Here is a 24,238-nt window from a genome sequence, read left to right as displayed (position 1 = left end):
CGAGTGTCCCTGATCGCTTCTGACCACTTCCGCATCGTTGTCGGCCTCGGCAAGAGCGGCATGTCCCTGGTTCGCTTCCTGGCGAACCGGGGCGTGTCCTTTGCCGTCGCCGATACGCGGGAAAATCCGCCTGAGCTGGCCACGCTGCGTCGTGACTATCCCCAGGTGGATGTGCGTTGTGGCGAGCTGGACGTCGAGTTCCTGTGCCGTGCCGATGAGCTCTACGTGAGCCCCGGCCTGGCCCTGGCGACCCCGGCCCTGCAGGCTGCCGCCGCCCGTGGCGTGAAATTGTCCGGCGACATCGAGTTGTTCGCCCGCAATGCCAAGGCACCGATCGTTGCCATCAGTGGTTCCAACGCCAAGAGCACCGTCACCACCCTGGTGGGTGAAATGGCGGCTGCGGCCGGCAAGCGCGTCGCCGTCGGCGGCAACCTCGGCACCCCGGCGCTGGACCTGCTCAGTGACGACGTCGAGCTGTACGTCATGGAACTGTCGAGCTTCCAGCTCGAAACCACTGATGACCTGGGCGCCGAAGTGGCGACCGTGCTCAACATCAGCGAAGACCACATGGATCGGTACAGCGGCCTGCCGGCCTATCACCTGGCCAAGCACCGGATCTTCCGTGGCGCGCGGCAGGTGGTATTCAATCGGCAGGACGCGCTGACACGGCCGTTGATGAGCGAAGGGCTGCCTTGCTGGACCTTCGGCCTCGGCGTTCCGGATTTCAAAGGCTTTGGTTTGCGCGAAGAGAATGGCGAGAAATACCTGGCCTTCGAATTCCAGAACCTGATGCCGGTGCGCGAACTGAAGATTCGTGGCGCCCACAACCAGGCCAATGCACTCGCGGCCTTGGCCCTTGGTCACGCGGTCGGGCTGCCGTTCGACGCCATGCTCTCGGCCCTGCGCAGCTTCGCCGGTCTCGAACACCGCTGCCAGTGGGTACGCGACCTGGATGGCGTGGCCTGGTACAACGATTCCAAGGCCACCAACGTCGGCGCCGCGCTGGCCGCCATCGAAGGCCTGGGTGCGGACATTGAAGGCAAGCTGGTGCTGATCGCCGGTGGCGACGGCAAGGGCGCCGACTTCAAGGATCTGCGCGATCCAGTGGCGGTCAACTGCCGCGCCGTGGTGCTGATGGGCCGGGACCGCGAATTGATCGCCCAGGCCCTCGGCGATGCCGTGCCGTTGGTTCGCGTCGCTTCGCTGGACGAGGCGGTACAGCAATGCCGTGCCCTCGCGCACCCAGGCGATGCGGTGCTGTTGTCTCCGGCCTGCGCCAGTTTCGACATGTTCAAGAACTACGAAGAGCGTGGGCAGTTGTTCGCCCGGGCCGCGGAGGAATTGGCATGAACCTGATGAACATCATCAAGCCGTACCCGTCGCCGCTGATCACTGGGCGCGGCATCGACCTGGATTTCCCGATGCTCGCCGGTTGCCTGGCATTGCTCGGCCTGGGCCTGGTGATGATTACCTCCGCGTCGTCGGAGGTGGCCGCCGTGCAGTCGGGCAACACCCTTTACCACATGATCCGTCACCTGATTTACCTGCTGATCGGGCTGGGCGCGTGCATCGTCACCATGATGGTGCCGATCGCCACCTGGCAGCGCCTGGGCTGGATGATGCTGCTCGGCGCCTTCGGCCTGCTGGTGATGGTGCTGTTGCCGGGTATCGGCCGCGAGGTCAACGGTTCGATGCGCTGGATCGGCTTCAGCTTCTTTAACGTCCAACCGTCGGAAATCGCCAAGGTATTCGTGGTGATCTATCTCGCCGGTTACCTGGTGCGTCGCCAGAAGGAAGTGCGCGAGAGCTGGATGGGCTTCTTCAAGCCGTTCATCGTGCTGCTGCCGATGGCCGGCCTGCTGCTGATGGAACCGGACTTCGGCGCCACTGTAGTGATGATGGGGGCGGCGGCGGCGATGCTGTTCCTGGGCGGTGTCGGGCTGTTCCGTTTCACCCTGATGGTGGCGCTGGCGGTCGGCGCGGTGACCGTGCTGGTTCAGGCGCAGCCGTACCGGATGGCGCGTTTGATTACCTTTACCGATCCATGGGCCGACCAATTCGGTTCCGGCTATCAATTGACCCAGGCGCTGATCGCTTTCGGGCGCGGCGAATGGTTGGGCGTAGGCCTGGGCAACAGCGTGCAGAAGCAGTTCTACCTGCCGGAAGCCCACACCGACTTCGTGTTCTCGGTCCTCGCCGAAGAGCTGGGCGTGGTCGGCTCGCTGCTGACCGTCGCGCTGTTCGTCTTCGTCTGCGTGCGCGGCATGTACATCGGTTTGTGGGCCGAAAAGGCCAAGCAGTTTTTTGCCGCATACGTGGCGTATGGCTTGTCATTCCTGTGGATCGGTCAATTCCTGATCAACATCGGCGTGAACGTCGGCCTGTTGCCGACCAAGGGCCTGACGCTGCCGTTCCTCAGTTATGGCGGTAGCTCCCTGGTGATCTGCTGCGCCTGTCTCGGCTTGTTGCTGCGCATCGAGTGGGAGAGTCGAACCCACTTGGGCAGCGAAGAGATGGAATTCCAGGAGAGCGACTTCGCCGAGGAGCCGACTCATGGGCGCTAACGTGCTGATCATGGCGGGCGGTACCGGTGGGCATGTGTTCCCGGCGCTGGCCTGTGCCCGGGAATTCCAGGCGCGTGGCTATACCGTGCATTGGCTGGGCACGCCACGGGGCATCGAGAATGAACTGGTGCCGGCCGCGGGCCTGGAACTCCATCGGATCAATGCCAGCGGCTTGCGGGGCAAGGGCAAGCTGTCTCTGCTCAAGGCGCCGCTGATGCTGCTCAAGTCGATCTGGCAGGCGCGGGCGATCATTCGTCGGCTGCGGCCGGTCTGTGTCGTCGGATTCGGTGGTTATGTGACCGGCCCGGGTGGCGTCGCGGCGAAATTGGCCGGTGTACCGGTGATCGTTCACGAGCAGAACGCCGTAGCCGGTACCGCCAATCGGTTACTGGTGCCATTGGCCGCTCGGGTCTGTGAAGCCTTCCCCGACACCTTTACCCTGTCGGGCAGCCGTCGCACCACCGGTAATCCGGTGCGCACGGAGCTGTTCCTCGCTACACCGCGCCCGGCCCTGGCCGGACGCAAGGCGCGTTTGCTGATCCTGGGCGGAAGCCTGGGCGCAGAACCGTTGAACAAATTGCTGCCCGAAGCCCTGTCGCAGGTCGTTCCCGAACTGCGCCCGGAGGTGTTTCACCAGGCTGGCAAAAACCACGATGAAGTGACCGCCGAACGCTATCGCGCCGCCGGCGTCGAGGCGCAAGTGCAGCCGTTCATCAAAGACATGGCCCAAGCCTATGGCTGGGCCGACCTGGTGGTCTGCCGCGCAGGCGCGCTGACCGTCAGTGAACTGGCTGCCGCCGGTCTGCCCTCGATGCTGGTGCCTTTGCCCCACGCCATCGACGATCACCAGACCCGCAACGCCGATTATTTGGCCCGTGAAGGCGCTGCCTTCCTGATGCCACAAAGAACGACTGGCGCCGCGGATCTTGCCGCGCGCCTGACAGAGGTCTTGATGCAGCCGCAAACACTCGAAGACATGGCCCGCGCCGCACGCCGCCTGGCCAAACCCGATGCCACCGCTCAGGTGGTCGATACCTGCCTGGAGGTGGCCCATGGTTGAGAATCGCAAAGCCATGCCACAACCGGAAATGCGCCGTATCCGCCGTATCCACTTCGTCGGAATCGGCGGTGTGGGCATGTGCGGGATTGCCGAAGTGCTGCTGAACCTGGGTTATGAAGTGTCTGGTTCCGACCTGAAAGCTTCCCCGGTCACCGAGCGCCTGGAATCTTTCGGCGCGCAGATCTTCATCGGCCACCGCGCCGAGAACGCCGCCAACGCCGACGTGCTGGTGGTGTCCAGCGCCGTGAACACCTCCAACCCGGAAGTCGCCACCGCACTGGAGCGCCGCATTCCAGTGGTGCCACGGGCCGAGATGCTCGCCGAGCTGATGCGCTATCGCCACGGCATCGCCGTCGCCGGCACCCACGGCAAGACCACCACCACCAGCCTGATCGCCTCGGTGTTCGCCGCCGGTGGCCTGGATCCGACGTTCGTGATCGGTGGCCGTCTGAACGCCGCGGGCACCAACGCCCAACTGGGCACCAGCCGCTACCTGATCGCCGAAGCCGACGAGAGCGATGCGAGTTTCCTGCACCTGCAACCGCTGGTGGCCGTGGTGACCAACATCGACGCCGATCACATGGCGACCTACGACGGCGACTTCAACAAACTGAAGAAAACCTTCGTCGAATTCCTGCACAACCTGCCGTTCTACGGGTTGGCGGTGGTGTGCCTGGACGATCCGGTGGTGCGTGAAATCCTGCCGTTGATCAAGCGTCCGACTGTGACCTACGGTTTTGGCGAAGACGTCGATGTGCGCGCCATCAACGTGCGCCAGCAGGGGATGCAGACGTTCTTCACCGTGCTGCGTCCCGATCGCGAGCCGCTGGACGTGTCGGTGAACATGCCCGGCAACCACAACGTGCTCAACGCGCTGGCAACCATCTGTATCGCCACCGACGAAGGCGTCAGCGATGAAGCCATCGTCCAGGGCCTGTCCGGGTTCCAGGGTGTCGGCCGACGCTTCCAGGTCTACGGCGAATTGCCGGTCGACGGCGGCAACGTGATGCTGGTGGACGACTATGGCCACCACCCGACCGAAGTCGCGGCGGTGATCAAGGCCGTGCGCGGTGGCTGGCCGGAACGGCGCCTGGTGATGGTCTACCAGCCGCACCGCTACAGCCGCACTCGCGACCTGTACGACGATTTCGTCCAGGTGCTGGCCGACGCCAACGTGCTGCTGCTGATGGAAGTCTATCCGGCCGGCGAAGAGCCGATCCCGGGTGCTGACAGCCGCCAGTTGTGCCACAGCATCCGCCAGCGCGGTCAGTTGGACCCGATCTACATCGAGCGCGGCGTGGACCTCGCGCCGCTGGTCAAGCCGCTGCTGCGCGCCGGCGACATCCTGCTGTGCCAGGGGGCCGGTGACATCGGTGGCCTGGCCCCGAAACTGTTGAACAGTCCGTTATTCGCCGGCGCCATCGTGGCCTCCAGCGAGGGGAAACTGAAATGACTGCTGCCTACGCCAACCTGGTCTCGACCCTCGACCCGAAAGCCTTCGGCCGCGTGGCCGTGTTGTTCGGCGGCAAGAGCGCCGAGCGCGAGGTGTCCCTCAAGTCCGGCAATGCCGTGCTGCTCGCGTTGCAAAGCGCCGGTGTCGACGCGTTCGGTATCGACGTGGGCGATGACTTCCTGCAACGCCTGCTGAGCGAAAAGATCGACCGCGCCTTCATTATTCTCCACGGTCGCGGCGGCGAAGACGGCAGCATGCAAGGCCTGCTCGAATGCTTGGGCATTCCCTACACCGGCAGCGGCATCCTCGCTTCCGCCCTGGCGATGGACAAGTTGCGCACCAAGCAGGTCTGGCACAGCCTCGGCATTCCGACGCCGCGTCACGCCGTGCTGGCGAGCGAGGCCGATTGTATTTCGGCGGCGACGGAACTGGGCTTCCCCTTGATCGTCAAACCGGCCCATGAAGGTTCAAGTATCGGCATGGCGAAAGTGAATTCGCTGCCTGAGTTGACCGCCGCATGGAAGGACGCCAGTTCCTACGATTCGCAAGTGTTGGTCGAACAGTGGATCACCGGTCCGGAGTTCACCATCGCCACCCTGCGTGACCAGGTGTTGCCCCCGATCGCGTTGGGCACCCCCCACACGTTCTACGACTACGACGCCAAGTACATCGCCAACGATACCCAGTACCGCATTCCCTGCGGGCTGGATGCCGCCAAGGAAAAACAACTGATGGACCTCACGGCCAAGGCCTGTGAGGCGCTGGGTATCGCCGGTTGGGGCCGGGCGGACGTGATGCAGGACGCCGATGGGCAGTTCTGGTTCCTGGAAGTCAACACGGCCCCCGGCATGACCGATCACAGCCTGGTACCGATGGCGGCCCGTGCCGCTGGTCTGGATTTCCAGCAACTGGTGCTGTCGATCCTGGCCGCCAGTGTCGGCAATCAAGAGCCAAGAGGTTAAGCCATGCAAGGCGCATCGCTTCGTCATCAGCCATCCGCACCCGGTCGCAAGCCGGTGCCGCGGGGTGCCAGCCGAATGGTGGCCAAAGAGCCGATGTCGGCGCGCTTGCCGAAAGCCAATTTTGGTTTTCTCAAGAGCTTGTTCTGGCCGGTGCTGCTGGTGGCGTTGGGGTTCGGTACGTATGAAGGCGCACAACGCTTGCTGCCTTATGCCGACCGGCCAATCGCCCGGATCAACGTCCAGGGCGACCTGAGCTACATCAGCCAGCAGGCGGTGCAGCAGCGGATCGCCCCGTTCGTCGCGTCGAGCTTCTTCACCATCGACCTGGCCGGCATGCGCACGGAGCTGGAGCAGATGCCTTGGATCGCCCACGCCGAAGTACGGCGGGTGTGGCCCGACCAGGTGTCGATTCGCCTGGAAGAACAATTGCCAGTGGCCCGTTGGGGCGACGAGTCGCTGTTGAACAACCAGGGCCAGGCGTTCACGCCACGGGAACTGGCGAACTACGAACATTTGCCACAACTGTTCGGGCCTCAACGGGCCCAGCAGAAAGTGATGCAGCAATACCAGGTGTTGAGTCAGATGTTGCGGCCGCTGGGCTTCTCCATTGCGCGCCTGGAACTGCGAGAGCGCGGCAGTTGGTTCCTGACCACTGGCGCGGGCAGCTCGGGGCCGGGCATCGAGCTGCTGCTCGGGCGCGGCAACCTGGTGGAAAAGATGCGCCGCTTCATTGCCATCTATGACAAGACGCTCAAAGAACAGATTACGAACATCGCGCGCATCGATCTGCGCTACGCCAACGGCCTCGCTGTTGGCTGGCGGGAACCTGTGGCGCCGACGACAGCCGAACCCGCTGTCGCGAAGAATTAAGAAGAGGCAGGACCCATGGCAAACGTGCAAAGCGGAAAAATGATCGTCGGTCTGGATATCGGCACTTCCAAGGTGGTTGCGCTGGTAGGCGAGGTCGCGGACGACGGCACGCTGGTCATCGTCGGGATCGGTACACACCCGTCCCGTGGCTTGAAGAAAGGCGTGGTGGTGAACATCGAGTCCACCGTGCAATCGATCCAGCGCGCCATCGAAGAAGCGCAGCTGATGGCCGGTTGCCGGATCCACTCGGCGTTCGTCGGTGTCGCGGGCAATCACATCCGCAGCCTGAACTCCCACGGCATCGTGGCGATTCGTGATCGCGAAGTCAGCTCCGCCGACCTTGAGCGCGTGCTCGACGCGGCCCAAGCGGTGGCGATTCCGGCCGACCAGCGTGTCTTGCACACCCTGCCGCAGGATTATGTGATTGATAACCAGGAAGGCGTGCGTGAGCCGCTGGGCATGTCCGGCGTGCGCCTCGAAGCCAAGGTCCACGTGGTGACCTGCGCCGTGAACGCTGCACAGAACATTGAAAAATGCGTGCGCCGCTGCGGCCTGGAAATCGACGACATCATCCTCGAGCAACTGGCCTCGGCCTACTCGGTGCTGACCGACGACGAGAAAGAACTGGGCGTGTGCCTGGTGGACATCGGCGGCGGCACCACCGACATCGCGATCTTCACCGAAGGCGCCATTCGCCACACGGCCGTGATTCCGATTGCCGGCGACCAGGTGACCAACGACATCGCCATGGCGTTGCGCACCCCGACCCAGTACGCCGAGGAGATCAAGATCCGCTACGCCTGCGCCCTGGCGAAACTGGCCGGTGCCGGTGAAACCATCAAGGTGCCAAGCGTCGGCGACCGTCCACCGCGCGAACTGTCGCGCCAGGCCTTGGCCGAGGTGGTCGAGCCGCGCTACGACGAGCTGTTCACGCTGATCCAGGCCGAACTGCGTCGCAGCGGCTACGAAGACTTGATCCCGGCCGGCATCGTGCTGACCGGCGGTACGTCGAAGATGGAAGGTGCGGTCGAGCTGGCCGAAGAGATTTTCCACATGCCGGTGCGCCTGGGCGTGCCCCATGGCGTCAAGGGCCTGGATGACGTGGTGCGCAACCCGATCTATTCCACCGGCGTGGGCCTGCTGATGTATGGCCTGCAAAAGCAATCCGACGGGATTTCGTTCTCGGGGATCGGCAGCCGTGACAGCTACAGCAGCGACGAGCCGAAAGCGCCGCTTTTCGAGCGGCTCCAGGCTTGGGTAAAAGGCAATTTCTAAACAGTTTCAAAGCTTCACGCGGCAGGTTTCAGGCTTGGCGCTGGAAGACGGCAACAAACGCAGTAGGCGAAAAAACTAGAGAATGTAAGGAGAGGGAAAATGTTCGAACTCGTAGACAACATCCCCGCTAGCCCGGTTATCAAGGTAATCGGTGTCGGCGGTGGCGGCGGCAACGCTGTCAACCACATGGTCAAGAGCAACATTGAAGGCGTTGAATTCATCTGCGCCAACACTGATGCCCAGGCGCTGAAATCCATCGGCGCGCGGACCATCCTGCAACTGGGCACTGGCGTGACCAAAGGCTTGGGCGCCGGCGCCAACCCTGAAGTCGGTCGTCAGGCCGCTCTCGAAGACCGTGAGCGCATTGCTGAAGTCCTGCAAGGCACCAACATGGTGTTCATCACCACGGGCATGGGCGGCGGTACCGGTACCGGTGCGGCGCCAATCATTGCCGAAGTGGCCAAGGAAATGGGCATCCTCACCGTTGCGGTGGTGACTCGTCCGTTCCCGTTCGAAGGCCGCAAGCGTATGCAGATCGCCGACGAAGGTATCCGTCTGCTGTCTGAAAGCGTCGACTCGTTGATCACCATCCCTAACGAGAAGCTGCTGACCATCCTCGGTAAAGACGCAAGCCTGCTGTCGGCTTTTGCCAAGGCTGACGATGTACTGGCCGGTGCCGTTCGCGGTATCTCCGACATCATCAAGCGTCCTGGCATGATCAACGTCGACTTTGCCGACGTACGGACTGTCATGAGCGAAATGGGCATGGCGATGATGGGCACTGGCTGCGCCAGCGGTCCGAACCGTGCGCGCGAGGCCACCGAAGCGGCCATCCGCAACCCGTTGCTCGAAGACGTGAACCTGCAAGGTGCACGCGGCATCCTGGTGAACATCACCGCCGGTCCTGACCTGTCCCTGGGTGAGTACTCCGACGTGGGTAGCATCATCGAAGCCTTCGCTTCCGAGCACGCAATGGTCAAGGTCGGTACCGTTATCGATCCGGACATGCGCGACGAGTTGCACGTAACCGTGGTTGCCACGGGCCTGGGCGCAAAAATCGAGAAGCCGGTAAAGGTCATCGACAATACCGTTCACACCTCCATGGCTTCGCAACCGCAACAACAAGTGTCCACCCGTCAGGAAGCACCGGCGGTGAACTACCGTGACCTGGACCGTCCGACCGTCATGCGCAACCAGGCCCAGGCCGGTACTGCGACTGCCGCGAAGATGAATCCGCAAGACGATCTGGATTACCTGGACATCCCGGCATTCCTGCGTCGTCAGGCCGATTGATGGAATGTATCAGGGGTATACGGGTGATTGGTGTTCAGCAAAGGTCTGGTCTGCTATCATCGCCAGCCTTTGTTGATACCAGTTCGCAATTTGCGCTGAAGCGGCCCATGCCATGATTAAACAACGCACCCTGAAGAATATTATCCGTGCCACAGGTGTCGGCCTGCACTCCGGCGAGAAGGTCTACCTGACCCTCAAGCCTGCGCCTGTCGACACTGGCATTGTGTTTTGTCGTGCCGACCTCGACCCTGTGGTGCAGATTCCTGCTCGCGCGGAAAACGTTGGCGAAACCACTATGTCGACCACACTGGTCAACGGTGACGTCAAAGTGGACACGGTGGAGCATTTGCTCTCGGCCATGGCTGGCCTGGGCATCGATAACGCCTACGTCGAGCTCTCCGCGTCCGAAGTCCCGATCATGGATGGCAGTGCCGGACCCTTTGTATTCCTGATTCAATCGGCTGGCCTGGAAGAACAGGACGCGGCCAAGAAATTCATCCGCATCCTGCGGGAAGTGACAGTGGAAGACGGCGACAAGCGCGCCACTTTCGTCCCTTTCGAAGGTTTCAAGGTGAGCTTCGAGATCGATTTCGATCACCCGGTTTTCCGTGACCGCACCCAAAGTGCAAGCGTGGATTTTTCCAGCACTTCGTTCGTAAAAGAAGTCAGCCGCGCCCGTACCTTTGGTTTCATGAGTGACATCGAGTACCTGCGCAAGCACAACCTCGCACTCGGCGGCAGTGTTGAAAACGCGATCGTGGTCGATTCCGACGGTGTTTTGAACGAAGACGGTCTTCGTTATGAAGACGAATTCGTCAAGCACAAGATTCTCGATGCAATCGGCGACCTCTACCTACTGGGCAATAGCCTGATTGGTGAGTTCAAGGGCTTCAAGTCCGGCCACGCACTGAACAACCAGCTGCTGCGCAAGTTGATTGAGCAGAAAGACGCTTGGGAAGTCGTGACGTTCGAAGACGCCAGCACCGCGCCAATCTCTTACATGCGCCCTGTAGCGGCCGTGTAAGCAAAAAACCTCTCTAGTTTTTAAGGGCTGCCTTCGGGTGGCCCTTTTTTATGGCTTTTTGGATTTTGAGTGGGGTTTTTGTGGCGAGGGAGCTTGCTCCCGTTGGACTGCGAAGCAGTCCTTAAGCTGACACTGCGGTGTTCCAGGGCGAGCGAGTTGCTGTTTTTGGGACCGCTTCGCGGCCCAGCGGGAGCAAGCTCCCTCGCCACGGGGAACGAAGGTCGGCCTTCACATCGCGCAAACAACCCGATTACGCCCGCTGGCCTTGGCCTGGTAAAGCGCCTTGTCGGCGGCAAGCAGCAGTTGTTCCAGTTCGCTGTACGGCCCCTGGGCCCAGGTGGCGATGCCGATGCTGACGGTCATGGGCACGTCGCCAGGCAACTGCTCCACCGCTTCACGAATGTTCTGCGCCATGGTGAACGCTCCGGCGGTGGTGGTTTCCGGCAGCACCACCGAAAACTCCTCGCCTCCGTAGCGCGCAGCCAGGTCGGCCGGGCGCCGAACATGCGCGCCGATCAGTTGCGCCAGGGCGCGCAAGGCCTCGTCGCCACGTTGGTGGCCAAGGCGATCATTGAACGCCTTGAAGTGGTCTGCATCGATCATCAGGACCGACAGCGGCTGGCCGGAGCGTTGCGCACGCAACCATTCCACTTGCAGCATGTGGTCCAGGGTCCGGCGGTTCGCCAGGCCTGTCAGCGGATCGACGGATGCCAGTTGCGCCAGCTCCCGTTCGGCGTGGTGGCGGCGTCGCAGTTCCCGGCGCAGCAACCACGTGAGCCAGAGCAAGGTGATGCACAGCGCGCCCGTGGCGCCACTGACCAGCAACGCCGTGCGTTTCCATGAAGCGAAGACTTCTTGGGAGGAGAGCGCGACGACGACTATCAAAGGCAAGTCGCCTACCTGGGAAAAGGTGTAGAGACGTTGAGTCTGATCCACGCTCGACACGCTGGTGAAGCTGCCATCGCCTTCGCGCAGGATGCGCACGAAATTCGGTCGTTTGCTGAAATCCTTGCCGATCATGTCTTCGGCCAGCGGTGGTTCCTGCGCGAGCAGGATGCCGTCACGGCTGACCAGGTTGACCGTTCCGCCGTGACCGATGTTCAGGCTTTTGAACAGTTGGCTGAAGTAGCCCAGGCGCATCGCTGCCTCGGCCACGCCCATGAAATCGCCCCGGTCATCGCTCAACCGATAGCTGAAGCTGATGCGCCAATCGTGCGGTTGGCTCCTGGCCCGGAACGGGCGACTGATTTTCATGCCCGGGTTTGGGTCCGGAAGGTGGGACTGGAAATATTCCCGATCGGCGTAGTTGCCTTTACGTGGTTCGACCGAGGCGGAATCGGCGATTACATCGCCACGCTTGTCCAGCAGCAGGATGTCGCCTTTGTAGGGCGCGGCGGTGGCGCGGTCGAACAGGGCGAGATGGCGGATCGTTGGCGAAACGTCTTTCAAGTCGTCGCGCTTTGCGGCGGCAATCAAGCCTCGCAGGGACAGGTTGTAGAGTTCAACGTTGCGCAGCACGTCGGCGTCGATCAGTTGCACGATGTTGCTCGCCGCCCGCGTCGCCGCCTGTTGGGCGCTGGCGTGTTCCCGGATCAGCAGGAACGTCACGATACTCAAGATGGCAATCACTACCAGCGAGCTGGCCAATACGAGTACCCGTTCCGAACGTATCGAAAGGGGGATCTTGCCGGGTGTTGCACTGCTCGCGTTCATGATTCCGATCTGCATTGTCATGTGGCTGGGATCCTTCCCATAGGCTGCTCATCTTCAACCGCGGATGACTGGCTTCAGACAATGCTGGCCTTTTGCAAGATTGTGCTTGTGGCACTGGAATTGAGCAATGCACATCGTGGCTTATTTCAGGCCGGCAAACGGATACCGAAGGTGTTAGCGCCCCGGTCGCTGCGCACGAACACATCGCCGCCATGCATCAACGCAATCGCCTTGACGATGGCCAGGCCCAGCCCGTGGTTGGCGCCGCTGTTGCTGCGGGAGGCATCGACCCGGTAGAAGCGCTCGAACAGGCGCGGCAGGTGCTCGCCAGCGATCGGCTCGCCGGGGTTGGTGACGCCAAGGCAGACCTGGTCGCCGAGGACTTCAATCTGCACATCGATCACTTGTCCGGGCGCGGTGTGCTGGACGGCGTTGCTGAGCAGGTTGATCAGTGCCCGGCGCAGGTGGGCGATTTCGATCGTGGCTTGTGCATCGCCGCTGACGCGAACCTGGACCTGGGCGTCTTCCAGGATGAAGTCGAGGTAATCGAGGGTGGTTGCCACCTCGTCGGCCAGGGAGGTGGTGGTCAGCTTGGTGGCCTTGCTGCCCTGGTCCGCGCTGGCCAGGAATAACATGTCGTTGATGATCGAGCGCAGCCGCTCGAGTTCTTCGAGGTTCGATTGCAGCACTTCGAAGTAATGCTCGGCCGAACGCCCGCGGGTCAGCGCCACTTGGGTCTGGCCGATCAGGTTGGTCAGCGGCGAGCGCAGTTCGTGGGCGACATCGGCGTTAAACGATTCGAGCCGGGAGTACGCCTGTTCCACGCGATCGAGGGTGGCATTGAACGAACTGACGAATTGGCTGAGTTCCGGCGGCAACGGCGACAAGCGCAAGCGTCCGCAGAGGCGGGGCGGGGCCAGGCGCTGGGCTTCATCGGATAACTTGATGAGGGGCTTGAGGCCGATGCGCGCAACCCAATAGCCCAGCAAGGAAGCCAGCAGCACGCCGATACACGCCAGGCTCACCAGCGCCACCAGCAGATGATGTTGGGTCTGGTAGAAGGTCTCGGTGTCGATGCCGATCATGAACCGCAACGGCGGACGCTGGTCCTTGGCCGGGAACTGGCTCACCAGGACCTTCATCGGATAATGCCGGTCGGGCAATACAAGGTCGTGCTTGCCCAGCGGGCCCTGGGCAACGGCGCGGACCTGAGGGGCGGGGTTGCCGTACTCAAAGCGCGGGTCGCCGCTGACGATCCAGAAATGGATGCGCTTGTCTTCTTCGCCCAGCAACCGCAGTTTGTTGCCGATTTTCACCCAGTGCTCGGGCGTGCCGAAACGCCCGACGGTGGATTCAAGCACGCTGTAGCGGGCATCGAGTTCGGCTTCCGGCAACAGGCCCAGGCCTTTTTCCACCTGCTGGTACAGGGCGCCGCCAATCAGCAGGAACACCAGCGCCGCGACCAGCGTGAACATGCCGCTCAGGCGCAGTGCGATGCTGTTACTCACCACGGTTCTCCAGCACGTAGCCCATGCCGCGAATGGTGTGCAGCAATTTATGTTCGAACGGCCCGTCGAGCTTGGCCCGCAGCCGTTTGATCGCCACTTCGACGACGTTGGCGTCGCTGTCGAAGTTGATGTCCCAGACCATTTCGGCAATGGCGGTTTTTGAGAGAATTTCGCCTTGGCGGCGGGCCAGGACGCTGAGCAGCGAGAACTCCTTGGCGGTCAGGTCCAGGCGTTGGCCGGCGCGGGTGGCCTTGCGGCTGATCAGGTCGATCCACAGGTCGGCGATGCTCACTTGCACCGGTTCATGGCCGCTGCTGCGGCGGGTCAGGGCTTGCAGGCGGGCCACCAGCTCCAGGAAGGAAAACGGCTTGCCCAGGTAATCGTCGGCACCATCGCGCAGGCCCTTGATGCGATCTTCGACCCGTTCGCGGGCGGTGAGCATGATGACCGGCGTCTGCTTGCGGGCGCGCAGGGCCCGCAGCACGCCAAAGCCGTCGAGGCCCGGCAGCATGACGTCGAGCACAATCACCGCGTAATCGCTTTCCAGGGCCAGGTGCAGCCCTTCGACGCCATCCCGCGCCACGTCCACGGTGTAGCCCTGTTCGGTCAGGCCGCGGTGCAGGTAGTCAGCGGTTTTTTCTTCGTCTTCGATGATCAGAACGCGCATGGGCCCGCCTCAGTGGTCTGTGCTTGCCAGCGCTGCTGTCGGCGCCGGCCCTGGGTGGTGGGCGGGCCGATGGAACAGTCGCTCGAGCCACAAGTATATGACCGGCGTGGTGAACAACGTCAGCGCCTGGCTTACCAGCAGGCCGCCAACCACCGCGATGCCCAGGGGCTGGCGCAATTCCGCGCCAGCGCCGTAGCCGAGCATCAGCGGCAGGGCACCGAGCAGGGCGGCCAGGGTGGTCATGATGATCGGACGGAAGCGGGTCAGGCAGGCCTGGAAAATCGCTTCCTGCGGCGTCATCCCGCCATTGCGTTGGGCATCGAGGGCGAAGTCGATCATCAGGATGCCGTTTTTCTTGACGATGCCGATCAGCAGCACCAGCCCGATCAACGCCATGATCGAAAAGTCCTGGCCCAGCAGCCAGAGCATGATCAGCGCGCCAAGGCCGGCCGAGGGCAAGGTGGAGATGATCGTCAGCGGGTGCACGAAACTCTCGTAGAGCACGCCAAGGATGATGTACACCGCGACCAGCGCGGCGAGGATCAGCCACGGCTGGCTCGCCAGCGAGCTTTGAAACGCCTGGGCCGCACCCTGGAAATTACCGGTGATGGCGGCGGGCATGCCGATCTCGTTCTTGGCCTGGTCGAGCAAGCGCACCGCATCGCCCAGCGCCACCCCAGGCGCCAGGTTGAACGACAGGTTCGCCGCCGGGAACATGCCGTCATGGGCAATCGACAGCGGGCCGTTGGTGGGCGCATCGAAGCGGGCCAGGGCCGAGAGCGGCACCATTTCCCCGCTCAGTGGCGAGCGCAGGTAGAAATACGCCAGGCTTTCGGCCTTGCCACGTTGCTGGGTGTCGAGCTCCAGGATTACGTTGTACTGGTTGGTCTCGGTCTGGAATTCGTTGATCTGGCGCTGGCCGAACGCATCGTACAGCGCCTGGTCGACATCGGTGGCGGTCAAGCCGAAACGCGCCGCCGCACTGCGGTCGATGTTGATGTGGGTGATGCTGCCGCCCAGTTGCAGGTCGTTGGAGATGTCGCGGAACGCCGGATTGCCGCGCAGCTTGTCGGTGAGTTTCTGCGTCCAGGTGTTGAGGGTCGGTCCGTCGTTGCTCTTGAGCACGCATTGATACTGAGCGCGACTGGGGCCGGAGCTGAGGTTGATGTCTTGCCCTGCCCGCAGGTACAGCACGACGCCGGGGATCTTCAACAGTTTGGGACGGATCCGGTCAATGAAGCCGCTGGCCGATACATCCCGCTCGCCCCGGGGCTTGAGGGCGATCCAGAAGCGGCCGTTGGCGATGGTCTGGTTGTTGCCCGAGACGCCGACGGAGTGGGAGAAAGTCTGCACCGCCGGGTCGGCGGCGACGATCTCGGCCAGGGCCTTGTGCTTGGCCACCATGTCCGGGAACGACACGTCGGCGGCCGCCTCACTGGTGCCCAGCACCAGGCCAGTGTCCTGCACCGGGAAAAAACCCTTGGGAATGAACACGTAGCCCACCACCGCAAGCGCCAGGGTCAGGCCGAACACGCCGATCATCAGTTTCTGGTGAGCCAGGGCCCGGCGCAGGCCCCGTTCGTACCAGCCCAGCAGGCGCTCGCCGAAACCCGGCTTGGCGTGGGCGTGGTGGGTCGGGGCGCGCATGAACAGCGCCGCCAGGGTTGGCGCCAGTGTCAGGGACACCACCACCGAAATCAGGATGGTCGAGGTGGCCGTCAGGGCGAACTCCTTGAACAGACGGCCGACCACGCCGCCCATGAACAACAGCGGGATGAACGCCGCGACCAGCGAGAAGCTGATGGAAACCACGGTGAAGCCGATTTCCCCAGCACCCTTGATCGCCGCCTCGCGCATGCCGTCGCCGGCCTCCAGGTGTCGGTGGATGTTTTCCACGACGACGATGGCGTCGTCCACCACGAACCCCACCGAGATGACGATGGCCACCAGGGTCAAATTGTTCAGGCTGAATCCCATCACGTACATCAGGGCAAAACTGGCGATCAACGAAACCCCGAGTACCGCCGAGACAATCAGCGTCGCCGAGAGCTGGCGCAGGAACAGTGCCATCACCGCCACCACCAGCAGCACCGCGATCACCAAGGTGATCTCCACTTCGTGCAGCGACGCCCGAATGGTCTGCGTACGGTCGATCATCACCTTGACCTGCACCGCGGCGGGCAACATCGCTTCCAGAGTCGGCAGGGCCGCCTGGATGCGGTCGACGGTCTCGACGATGTTCGCTCCCGGTTGGCGGAAGATGACCAGGTTGACCCCGGGCTGATCGTCGGACCAGGCCTGGACGTAGGCGTTTTCCGAACCGTTGACGACTTTGGCGATGTCCTTGAGGTGAACGGGTGCGCCGTCCCGGTAGGACACGATCAACTCGCCGTATTCCTCGGGCTTGAACAACTGGTCGTTGGTGGACAGCGTTGAAATGCTCGACGCTCCGTACAGCGCACCCTTGGCAAGGTTGAGGCTGGCTTGCTGGAGGGACAGGCGAAGGTCGGCGAGGGTCAGGCCGATGGCCGCGAGTCGGTCGGCCGAGGCCTGGACCCGGATCGCCGGGCGTTGCTGGCCGGTGATATAGATCTGCCCGACGCCGTCGATCTGGCTGATCTGACGGGCGAGCAGGGTCTCGACGTAATCGCTCAGCTCGGTGCCTGGCATCAGGTCGGAGCTGATGCTGAGGATCAGCACCGGGCTGTCGGCTGGATTGACCTTGCGCCAGGTCGGCAGGTTCGGCATGTCGTTGGGCAGTTTGCCGGCTGCGGTGTTGATGGCCGCCTGCACTTCCTGGGCCGCAGTGTCGATGCTTTTATCGAGGCTGAATTGCAGGGTCAGGTTGGTCGAGCCCAACGCGCTGCTGGAGGTCATCTGGGTGATGCCCGGAATGGCGCTGAATTGCACTTCCAGCGGGGTCGCCACCGACGAAGCCATGGTCTCGGGACTGGCGCCAGGCAACTGGGCGCTGACCTGGATGGTCGGGAATTCCGCCTCGGGCAACGGCGCGACGGGCAGGCGAGGGAAGGCGATCAACCCCAGCAACACCAGAGCGAATGTCAGCAGCACCGTGGCGATGGGGTGGTCGATGCACCACGCCGATATCGAGCCGCGGCCCTTCATGGCTGCGCCTGCCCGGTCTTGGCGAGGGCGGGGGGATCGCCGAGTACCTGGACGCTGGCGCCGGGCTTGAGCCGTGACTGGCCGTCGCTCACCAATTGGTCGCCGGCGTTCACCCCTTTGATGATGTGCATGCCGCTGTCCTGGTAGAGCATTTCTACCGGCACGCTTTCCACTTTGTCGCCTTTGACCCGGTACACGAAGTGTTGCTCAAGCCCGCGCTGGACCACGGTGGGTGGTACCACCAGGGCGCCTTTTTCGATGGCTGTCTGGATTTTCAGGGTGACCAGTTGCCCCGGCCACAGCCGTTGCGCGGCGTTATTGAATTCAGCCTTGGCCCGCAGGGTCCCGGTGTTGGTATTGATCTGGTTGTCGATGAGGCTTAGCCGCCCCTCGCCGAGTAGGGCTCCGGTGGCGTCATCGGCGCCAATGTAGGCCTTGACCAAGGCTTGGTCGGGGGCGGCGATCAGCCGTTGCAAGGTGGGCAACATCTGCTGGGGCAAGGAAAACTCCACCGCAATCGGGTCGATCTGCGTCACCGTGAACAAGCCTTCGGTATCGCTGGTGCGCAGGAAGTTGCCTTCATCGACGTTGCGAATGCCGACGCGACCGGTCACCGGTGAGCGGATCTGGGTATAGGACAGTTGCACCTGCGCCGAGTCGATGGCCGCCTGGTTGCCTTGGGCAGAGGCCTTGAGCTGATTGACCAAGGCCTGTTGCTGGTCGTAGGTCTGTTTGGATACGCCGTCATCGACACTCAGCAATTTATAGCGCTTGAGGTTGACCTGGGCCACGGCCAGTTGCGCCTGGCTCTCGCCGAGCTGGGCGCGGGCCTGGTCGAGGCTGGCACGGATCGAGCGATCATCGATGGTCGCCAGCAGGTCTCCCTTCTTGACCAGTTGTCCTTCCTTGACCAGCAGCCTGGTAAGGATGCCGTCGATCTGCGGGCGGATCACCACGCTGTGCAGCGACAGCACGGTGCCGATACCGCTGGCAAAGCGCGGCACGTCCTTTTCGACCACGCTGACGACCCTCACCGGTACGGCGGCGGACGCGCTGGGTCGAGTGGCGACGGGCTTGATGGCAAACCAGAGGGCGAGGGCGGCCAGGGCGATCAACAGCACGACAAGCAAGACGGTTTTTTTCTGGATAGGCATGAACGTGAAACGCCGGTTCGGGACGGAGGAATTCCTGGCTTTCTTATATAGCGTTGTGAGCCCGTCAGGAAGGTGACGGCTAGCTGTCACGGCTGTCAGTTTTGTCCCGGCTTCCTGTCAGACGGTCAGTTTCGATTGAATCTGCCCGGTGCGCGGCGATAGCGGGCAGGTATACTGCTGCGTTTCGCGGCTCACTCACCGAGCCCGGCATACCCGCTTTACCGGAGCCTTGCATGACTTCCCCGACACCTTCGCCCGTGGACGAACTCCCGAGCGACGACCAGGCTGACCTGGCCAACAGCGAGAGTGGCAGCGCTGAAAACGCCACGGCGGCGATCCCGACCTTCAAGTTCCCGTTCAAACCCGGCGAACTGGCAGCGGCCAAAGGTGCCGGGCAACAGCCCTGGTACAAGAACGGCGCGAAGAACGGTCACACCAAGACCCCCGGCGCGGCGCCTCCCGGGACGCGTCGTTCGATGGGCAAGCGCTGATATTCTCCCGGCACGACTCTCGATTCAGTTCGCGACCCGGGTGCCCGTCAGGCTTGCACTCAACTCATACGCCGTCAGTTCGGCCTGGTGCGCCGCCAGGATTTCCGGCAGCGAACCTCGCAAGTACTCGACCCACGTCTTGATCTTCGCGTCCAGGTACTGGCGCGAAGGATAGATGGCGTAGAGGTTCAGCTCCTGAGAGCGATAGTTGGGCATGACCCGCACCAGCGTGCCGTTGCGCAAGCCTTCGATGGCGGCGTACACCGGCAATACGCCCACGCCCATGCCGCTGGTAATGGCGGTTTTCATGGCATCGGCGGAATTCACCAGGAAAGGTGAATTGCTGACCGTGACCATTTCCTGGCCTTCCGGGCCGTCGAACACCCATTTCTCCAGCGGAATGACCGGGCTGACCAGGCGCAGGCAGGCGTGGTTGAGCAGGTCGCTGGGTTTTTGCGGACAGCCGCTGGCCTTCACATAGGCGGGCGACGCACAAACGATGCTGTAAGTGATCCCCAGGCGCTGGGAGACGAAACCTGAATCCGGCAGCTCGCTGGCGAGGACGATGGAGACGTCGTAGCCCTCGTCGAGGATGTCTGGCACGCGGTTGGCCAGGGTCAGGTCGAAGGTCACGTCCGGATGGGTCTTGCGGTAGCGAGCGATGGCGTCAATCACGAAGTGCTGGCCGATGCCGGTCATGGTGTGCACCTTCAACTGCCCAGCCGGGCGCGCATGGGCATCGCTGGCCTCGGCTTCTGCTTCTTCGACATACGCCAGGATCTGCTCGCAACGCAGCAGATAGCGTTTACCCGCCTCGGTCAGTGCAATGCGGCGCGTGGTGCGGTTGAGCAGGCGGGTTTGCAGGTGGGCTTCGAGGTTGGAAACCGCACGCGAGACGTTGGCCGTGGTGGTGTCCAGTTGCGCGGCGGCAGCGGTGAAGCTGCCGGCTTCGGCCACACAGCTGAACGCGCGCATGTTTTGCAAAGTGTCCATGGAGGGCTCTCTTGGGAGGTGCCAAATTGTGACATGAAGTTACAGCGCTACGGGACCCCGACTAACGGATTATCACGTTAACGGTAACAAAGAATCACAGAAAGGTCGGCTTATCGCCGTTGGGGGCGATGCCTAGAATTGCCGCCACTGTGGTGTGGTCCGCTGCGTTTCCACAGTTCCCCGACTTTCTCTCCCAGGAATTTGCGCCAGTGCCGCGTTGCATCAGCACAGAGCTGAAGACTCTCAGTGTTTGGGTTTTGACGTTGACCCTCGGCGGTTGCATCGGCACGGGAGGGATCGCGCCGCAAGGCAAGGCGCTGTCGGCCAACCAACTGGCGACCGATGAAGCGATTCGCCAGGCCGCCGGCGAGGCCCACTGGCCCATTCGTCAATGGTGGAAGGCCTATCGCGACCCGCAACTGGATCGCTGGATCGCTTTGGCCGTGCAAGATAGCCCGAGCCTGGCGATGGTCGCCGCCCGGGTGCGGCAGGCCAAGGCCATGGCGGGTATCGCGCAAGCCGCCGAGTCGCTGCAGATCAATGCCCAGTCCACCCTCAAGCGCCACAACTGGCCGACCGATCAGTTCTATGGACCCGGCGAGCTGGCCGATACCACTACCTGGGACAACAACGCCGCCCTGGGCCTGAGCTACGCCTTGGATTTATGGGGACGTGAGCGCAACGCCAGCGAGCAGGCCGTCGATCTGGCCCATGTCAGCGTCGCCGAAGCGCGGCAGGCGCAGTTGGAGTTGCAGAACAACATTGTGCGCGCCTACATCGAGTTTTCGCTGCACTACGCCCAGCGCGACATCGTCGCCGCGACGCTCGATCAACAGGAGCAAATTCGGCAACTGGCGCAAAAGCGCCTGGACGGCGGCATCGGCACCCATTTTGAAGTCAGCCAGGCCCAGGCGCCGTTGCCCGAAACCCATCGTCAACTCGACGCCCTCGAAGAAGCCATCGCCTTGAGCCGCAATCAACTGGCGGCGCTCGCTGGCAAGGGGCCGGGAGAGGGCGCGCGCCTGCAACGGCCGAGCCTGGCGTTGGGTGCTCCGTTGAAACTTCCATCGGCGTTGCCCGCCGAACTGCTCGGCCAGCGCCCGGATGTGGTTGCCGCGCGCTGGCAAGTGGCGGCCCAGGCCCGTGGCGTCGATGTGGCCCGGGCGAGTTTTTATCCCAATGTCGATCTGGTCGGCAGCCTCGGCTACATGGCTACTGGCGGCGGGGCGCTGGAGTTTCTGACCGGCAGGAAACTCACCTACAACGTCGGTCCGGCCATCTCGCTGCCGATTTTCGATGGTGGACGCCTGCGTGGACAGTTGGGCGAGGCGGCAGCCGGCTATGACATCGCCGTGGCGCACTACAACCAGACCCTGGTGAATGCCCTCAAGAGTGTTTCCGACCAGTTGATCCGTCGCGAGTCGATGGACAAGCAACAGGCCTTCGCCGCCGAATCGGTGGCCGCCGCCCAGCGCACCTACGACATCGCCATGGTGGCGTTCCGGCGCGGCCTCACCGATTACCTCAACGTGCTCAACGCCCAGAGCCTGTTGTTCAAGCAACAACAGGTACTTCAGCAAGTAGAAGCCGCGAGATTGACTGCCCGTGCCGATCTGGTGACGGCGCTGGGTGGCGGGTTGGAGGCTGGCAGCGACGTGCCTGATGTGAGCCACGGTGCCGAATAGAAATTTCATGAGGACTCTACATGCCCCCTTGCGCCGGCTCCATCGCCTCGAATGGCGCCGTGGTTTCTTCGACTGGGCCCGCAGCGACGGAGTGACCTGGGTCTACATCTTCAAAGTGTTGTTGGCCGCGTTCCTGACGTTATGGCTGGCAATGCGCCTGGAACTGCCACAACCGCGCACGGCCATGATCACGGTGTTCATCGTCATGCAGCCCCAGAGCGGCCAGGTATTGGCCAAAAGCTTCTATCGCTTGCTCGGCACCTTGGCCGGTTCGGCGGTGATGGTCGCGCTGATTGCCTTGTTCGCCCAGAACACCGAACTGTTCCTCGGCTGCCTGGCAATCTGGGTGGGAATCTGCTCGGCGGGGGCGGCGCGTTATCGCAATTTCCGGGCCTACGGGTTTGTGTTGGCAGGCTACACCGCGGCAATGATCGGCCTGCCGGCCCTGGCCCATCCAGAATCGGCCTTCATGGCGGCGGTCTGGCGGGTATTGGAGATTTCCTTGGGAATACTCTGTGCGACCTTGGTCAGCGCCGCGGTCCTGCCGCAAACCGCGAGCGCCGCCATGCGCAACGCGCTTTATCAGCGCTTCGGCGTATTCGCCCTGTTCGTCACCGATGGCTTGCGCGGGCGCAGCCAGCCCGAGGCATTCGAAGCGCGCAACGTTGGTTTCATCGCCGAAGCGGTGGGCCTGGAAAGCCTGCGCAGCGTGACTGTTTTCGAAGATCCGCACATGCGTCGGCGCAACGGCCGGCTCAGCCGTTTGAACAGTGAGTTCATGGGCGTCACCACACGTTTCAATGCCTTGCACCAGTTGCTCGAACGTTTGCGCGAGGCCCGGGCGGATCACGTGGTAAACGCCATCAAACCCGGTTTACAGACGCTGGCCGAATTGCTCGATGGCTTCAGCGCGCGGGCCTTGACCGATGTCGATGCGGCGCGTCTGGCGGCGGCACTGGCTGACTACAAGGCCGACTTGCCGGCCTTGGTGCGCCGGTTGCGGGCGCGCTTCCAAGAGACGGATCCCAGTGATGCGCAGCAGCTGGATTTTCATACCGCCTACGAGCTGCTCTATCGCTTTGTCGACGACTTGCACGGCTACGCCCAGACCCACGCGTCCCTGGCCGATCATCGCCACGAGCGCGAACGCTGGGACGAGCCCTTCGTGTCGCAGACCAACGGCTTGGCCGCTGCAGCTTCCGGGTTTCGCGCAGCCTTTATCTTGCTGGTGCTGGGCAGCTATTGGGTCGTCACGGCCTGGCCGAGCGGCGCGACCATGACGATGATCGCGGCCGCCACCGTGGGCTTGTCGGCCGCCACGCCGAACCCCAAGCGCATGGCGTTCCAGATGGCTTGTGGGACGTTGTTCGGGGCGTTGATCGGTTTTGTCGAAATGTTTTTTGTCTTCCCATTGATCGACGGCTTTCCTTTGCTCTGCGTGATGCTGGCGCCGGTGATCATGCTGGGCTCATTCTTCAGTTCACGCCCGCAATATGCCGGCGTCGGGCTGGGGCTGCTGATTTTCTTCAGCACCGGCTCGGTGCCGGACAACCTGACGGTCTACAACCCTTACACCTTCATCAATGATTACATTGCGATGATCCTCGGCATGCTGGTGTGCGCGGCGGCTGGCGCGATCATCCTGCCACCCAACAGCCGCTGGATGTGGCGTCGACTCGAACAGGACCTGCGCGAGCAAGTGGTGTTTGCCATCAGCGGCAAGCTCAAGGGCCTGGCCTCGGGCTTCGAGAGTCGCAGCCGTGACTTGCTGCACCAAGCCTACGGTCTCGCGGCGGGGCAGCCGCAAGTGCAACGGGAGCTGTTGCGCTGGCTGTTGGTGGTGCTGGAGGTAGGCCACGCGATCATCGAATTGCGCAAGGAGCAGGCGATCCTGCCGGTGCACCCGGCCTATGCCGAAAGCCAGCCATGGCGACAGGCGATCCGCCTGATGGGACGAGCGCTGGTGCGGCTGTTCCGCCAGCCTGGCCAGAACAATCTGGAACGTGCGCGGATGGCGGTCGACGATGCGATCAGTCGCGTGCAAGCCACTGATGAACCTTTCGCCGCGCATTTCGACACCTCGGCCCTGCGCCGGGTGAAAAGCTACCTGCACTTTATCCGCACCTCGTTGATGGACCCGCAATCCCCCTTGTCGGGCCACGCCGCGACGCTGCTCCAGGAACCTCGACATGCCCCGTGAGATCGCCTTCCATGGCGTGTACATGCCCACCATGACCCTGATGTTTTTCATCGCTGCCGGCTTGGCCTGGGCGCTGGACCGTTTCCTTTCGGGGCTGGATCTGTACCGTTTTTTCTGGCATCCGGCGTTGCTGCGCCTGAGCCTGTTTACCTGCCTGTTCGGCGCGCTGGCGCTGGCGGTCTACCGTTGAGATCGAAGCA

Annotated in this window: 19 protein-coding genes; 13 read left to right on the top strand and 6 right to left on the bottom strand. The window is 62.8% G+C overall.

Annotated features, from left to right (window positions below; genetic code table 11):
- Window positions 1–3 precede the first annotated feature (3 nt).
- From murD to lpxC, 9 genes are all read left to right on the top strand, one after another.
- On the top strand, window positions 4–1,350 hold the full coding sequence (murD, locus tag HU806_RS08630; RefSeq protein ID WP_186610986.1) for a UDP-N-acetylmuramoyl-L-alanine--D-glutamate ligase: 1,347 nt from the start codon (window positions 4–6) through the stop codon (window positions 1,348–1,350).
- A complete protein-coding gene (gene ftsW, locus HU806_RS08625) occupies window positions 1,347–2,564 on the top strand; it encodes a putative lipid II flippase FtsW (protein WP_527251139.1) in 1,218 nt (405 codons plus the stop codon). Before murD ends, ftsW begins: the two co-directional genes overlap by 4 nt.
- The gene (gene murG, locus HU806_RS08620) at window positions 2,554–3,624 is read left to right on the top strand and encodes an undecaprenyldiphospho-muramoylpentapeptide beta-N-acetylglucosaminyltransferase (RefSeq protein ID WP_186610985.1); all 1,071 of its coding nucleotides are present in this window, start codon (window positions 2,554–2,556) and stop codon (window positions 3,622–3,624) included. The genes ftsW and murG overlap by 11 nt, the downstream gene beginning before the upstream one ends.
- Complete coding sequence (murC, locus tag HU806_RS08615; protein ID WP_186610984.1) at window positions 3,617–5,077, top strand: UDP-N-acetylmuramate--L-alanine ligase; 1,461 nt, start codon at window positions 3,617–3,619, stop codon at window positions 5,075–5,077. The genes murG and murC overlap by 8 nt, the downstream gene beginning before the upstream one ends.
- Window positions 5,074–6,039, top strand: a complete 966-nt coding sequence (locus HU806_RS08610) for a D-alanine--D-alanine ligase (RefSeq protein WP_186610983.1) — start codon at window positions 5,074–5,076, stop codon at window positions 6,037–6,039. Before murC ends, HU806_RS08610 begins: the two co-directional genes overlap by 4 nt.
- Window positions 6,040–6,042: 3 nt before the next feature.
- Complete coding sequence (locus HU806_RS08605; RefSeq protein ID WP_018606096.1) at window positions 6,043–6,909, top strand: cell division protein FtsQ/DivIB; 867 nt, start codon at window positions 6,043–6,045, stop codon at window positions 6,907–6,909.
- 15 nt (window positions 6,910–6,924) lie between these two features.
- Entirely contained in the window at window positions 6,925–8,184 is a 1,260-nt protein-coding gene (gene ftsA / locus HU806_RS08600) for a cell division protein FtsA (protein ID WP_003205342.1), read from the top strand.
- Between the two features lie 99 nt (window positions 8,185–8,283).
- Window positions 8,284–9,477 (top strand): cell division protein FtsZ, encoded by a 1,194-nt coding sequence (ftsZ, locus tag HU806_RS08595; protein WP_186610982.1) that lies wholly within the window; start codon window positions 8,284–8,286, stop codon window positions 9,475–9,477.
- Window positions 9,478–9,589: 112 nt separating this feature from the next.
- Window positions 9,590–10,501: a UDP-3-O-acyl-N-acetylglucosamine deacetylase gene (gene lpxC / locus HU806_RS08590; protein WP_095106092.1), complete on the top strand. Its 912-nt coding sequence runs from the start codon at window positions 9,590–9,592 to the stop codon at window positions 10,499–10,501.
- Between the two features lie 228 nt (window positions 10,502–10,729).
- Here lpxC and HU806_RS08585 read toward each other — a convergent pair whose 3' ends face one another.
- From HU806_RS08585 to HU806_RS08565, 5 genes are all read right to left on the bottom strand, one after another.
- A complete protein-coding gene (locus HU806_RS08585) occupies window positions 10,730–12,214 on the bottom strand; it encodes a GGDEF domain-containing protein (RefSeq protein ID WP_186611074.1) in 1,485 nt (494 codons plus the stop codon).
- A gap of 146 nt (window positions 12,215–12,360) precedes the next feature.
- Complete coding sequence (locus HU806_RS08580) at window positions 12,361–13,725, bottom strand: heavy metal sensor histidine kinase (RefSeq protein ID WP_186610981.1); 1,365 nt, start codon at window positions 13,723–13,725, stop codon at window positions 12,361–12,363.
- On the bottom strand, window positions 13,715–14,389 hold the full coding sequence (locus tag HU806_RS08575) for a heavy metal response regulator transcription factor (RefSeq protein ID WP_186610980.1): 675 nt from the start codon (window positions 14,387–14,389) through the stop codon (window positions 13,715–13,717). Before HU806_RS08575 ends, HU806_RS08580 begins: the two co-directional genes overlap by 11 nt.
- A 9-nt stretch (window positions 14,390–14,398) precedes the next feature.
- Complete coding sequence (locus HU806_RS08570; RefSeq protein WP_186610979.1) at window positions 14,399–17,515, bottom strand: multidrug efflux RND transporter permease subunit; 3,117 nt, start codon at window positions 17,513–17,515, stop codon at window positions 14,399–14,401.
- On the bottom strand, window positions 17,512–18,669 hold the full coding sequence (locus HU806_RS08565) for an efflux RND transporter periplasmic adaptor subunit (protein ID WP_186610978.1): 1,158 nt from the start codon (window positions 18,667–18,669) through the stop codon (window positions 17,512–17,514). The genes HU806_RS08570 and HU806_RS08565 overlap by 4 nt, the downstream gene beginning before the upstream one ends.
- 233 nt (window positions 18,670–18,902) lie before the next feature.
- Here HU806_RS08565 and HU806_RS08560 point away from each other — a divergent pair, with 233 nt between their 5' ends.
- A complete protein-coding gene (locus tag HU806_RS08560) occupies window positions 18,903–19,160 on the top strand; it encodes a hypothetical protein (protein WP_186610977.1) in 258 nt (85 codons plus the stop codon).
- Between the two features lie 24 nt (window positions 19,161–19,184).
- Here the strand turns inward: HU806_RS08560 and HU806_RS08555 are convergent, their stop codons facing one another.
- Window positions 19,185–20,153: a LysR family transcriptional regulator gene (locus HU806_RS08555; protein ID WP_186610976.1), complete on the bottom strand. Its 969-nt coding sequence runs from the start codon at window positions 20,151–20,153 to the stop codon at window positions 19,185–19,187.
- 209 nt (window positions 20,154–20,362) lie between these two features.
- Between HU806_RS08555 and HU806_RS08550 the strand changes: the two genes are divergently transcribed.
- Genes HU806_RS08550 through HU806_RS08540 form a run of 3 tightly spaced genes read left to right on the top strand, consistent with a single transcriptional unit; the run spans window position 20,363 to window position 24,228 of the window.
- The gene (locus HU806_RS08550; RefSeq protein ID WP_186611073.1) at window positions 20,363–21,838 is read left to right on the top strand and encodes an efflux transporter outer membrane subunit; all 1,476 of its coding nucleotides are present in this window, start codon (window positions 20,363–20,365) and stop codon (window positions 21,836–21,838) included.
- A 7-nt stretch (window positions 21,839–21,845) separates the two neighbouring features.
- Window positions 21,846–24,038: an FUSC family protein gene (locus HU806_RS08545; protein WP_186610975.1), complete on the top strand. Its 2,193-nt coding sequence runs from the start codon at window positions 21,846–21,848 to the stop codon at window positions 24,036–24,038.
- Window positions 24,028–24,228 (top strand): DUF1656 domain-containing protein, encoded by a 201-nt coding sequence (locus tag HU806_RS08540; protein ID WP_186610974.1) that lies wholly within the window; start codon window positions 24,028–24,030, stop codon window positions 24,226–24,228. Before HU806_RS08545 ends, HU806_RS08540 begins: the two co-directional genes overlap by 11 nt.
- Window positions 24,229–24,238: the final 10 nt, after the last annotated feature.

Source organism: Pseudomonas sp. SWRI154 (genome assembly GCF_014268645.1).
In the GTDB taxonomy this organism is placed as follows: Bacteria; Pseudomonadota; Gammaproteobacteria; order Pseudomonadales; family Pseudomonadaceae; genus Aquipseudomonas; species Aquipseudomonas marvdashtae.
The sequence above is the reverse complement of the archived record's forward strand: the minus strand, read 5'-3'. Positions and strand labels throughout refer to the sequence as shown.